The organism is Streptomyces sp. CO7 (assembly GCF_053474865.1).
Genome location: NZ_JBRIOU010000011.1, coordinates 54,958 through 56,711, shown reverse-complemented (window position 1 = coordinate 56,711; position 1,754 = coordinate 54,958). Strand labels below are relative to the sequence as shown.

Genomic DNA, 1,754 nt, shown 5'->3' with positions numbered 1-1,754 from the left:
CTGGCCGATGTCGGCGTAGGACCGGCGCGCGTCCTCGGCGAGGGCGCGCACGATGCGTTCGTCGAGCTCGTTCAGCAAGGCGCGAAGGTCACTTCCGTACGTGGTGGTACGGGCAGTAGAACAGATCAGCTCCAGCTGGCGTGCAGCGGCTTGCCCTCGGCGTAGCCGGCGGCGCTCTGGACGCCGACGACGGCCTTGTCGGCGAACTCCGCCAGGTCGCCCGCGCCCGCGTAGGTGCAGGAGGAGCGGACGCCCGCGATGACGGAGTCGATGAGGTCCTCCACGCCCGGCCGCTGCGGGTCGAGGAACATCCGGGAGGTCGAGATGCCCTCCTCGAACAGGCCCTTGCGGGCACGGTCGTACGCGGACTCCTCCGAGGTGCGGTTGGCGACCGCGCGGGCGGAGGCCATGCCGAAGGACTCCTTGTAGTAGCGCCCGTCGGGGGCCTGCTGGAGGTCGCCCGGGGACTCGTAGGTGCCGGCGAACCAGGAGCCGATCATCACGTTGGAGGCGCCGGCCGCGAGGGCCATCGCCACGTCGCGCGGGTGACGGACGCCGCCGTCGGCCCAGACGTGCTTGCCGTGCTTCTTCGCCTCGGCCGCGCACTCCAGGACGGCGGAGAACTGCGGCCGGCCCACGCCGGTCATCATCCGGGTGGTGCACATGGCGCCCGGGCCGACGCCCACCTTGACGATGTCGGCGCCCGCCTCGATCAGGTCGCGCACGCCCTGCGCCGAGACGATGTTGCCCGCGACGATCGGCACCCGCGGGTCCAGCGCCCGGACGGTGCGGACGGCGTTGATCATCGACTCCTGGTGGCCGTGCGCGGTGTCGATGACCAGGGTGTCGATCCCGGCGTCGAGCAGCTGCTTGGCCTTGCCCGCCACGTCGCCGTTGATTCCCACGGCGGCGGCGATGCGCAGGCGGCCCTGGTCGTCGACGGCGGGGGTGTACAGGGTGGCGCGCAGCGCGCCCTTGCGGGTGAGGATGCCCGCGAGGCGGCCGTCGGCGTCCACGGCGGGGGCGTAGCGGCGGTTGGCGTGGTCGAGGGTGTTGAACGCCTCGCGGGGGTCGATGTCCGCGTCGAGCAGCAGAAGGTCACGGGACATGACCTGGGCCAGCTGGGTGAAGCGGTCGACGCCGGAGAGGTCGCGGTCGGTGACGACGCCGACCGGCTTGTAGTCCTCGTCGACGACCACGCCGGCGTTGTGGGCCCGCTTGGGCAGCAGCGAGAGCGCGTCGGCGACGGTCTGGTGCGGGGAGAGCACGATCGGCGTGTCGAGCACCAGGTGGCGGCTCTTGACCCAGCCGACGACCTCGGCGACGACCTCGATCGGGATGTCCTGCGGGATGACCACGAGCCCGCCACGGCGGGCGACGGTCTCGGCCATGCGGCGGCCCGCGACGGCGGTCATGTTGGCGACGACCAGCGGGATCGTGGTGCCGGTGCCGTCCGGCGCGGAGAGGTCGACGGCCTGACGGGAGCCGACGGAGGAGCGGCTCGGAACCATGAAGACGTCGTCGTAGGTGAGGTCGTACGTCGGCTGGGCGTCGTTGAGGAATCGCACGTGCACATCCCGAAAGAACAGATACGGCCCTGCGGCGTGGACCGCCGAGGGAAAAAGGCACGTACTTCAGTTTCCCCCGGCGGATCCCGGGAGAACCAGCCACAGAACGTCCGGAAGTGCGATCTTCAGCCTTGTACTTTCCTACCAAGAGGGCGGGTGGGCCGGCGGGGGCGCAGGTACGGGAAG

2 protein-coding genes are annotated in these 1,754 nt (G+C 71.0%); both read right to left on the bottom strand.

From position 1 onward, the window contains the following. The coding region (locus tag ACOV8S_RS29335) for an AsnC family transcriptional regulator (RefSeq protein WP_448321554.1) at nucleotides 1-78 on the bottom strand (78 nt) is incomplete at its 3' end. A gap of 47 nt (nucleotides 79-125) precedes the next feature. After that, nucleotides 126-1,568: a GuaB1 family IMP dehydrogenase-related protein gene (locus ACOV8S_RS29330; RefSeq protein ID WP_448321514.1), complete on the bottom strand. Its 1,443-nt coding sequence runs from the start codon at nucleotides 1,566-1,568 to the stop codon at nucleotides 126-128. Nucleotides 1,569-1,754: the final 186 nt, after the last annotated feature.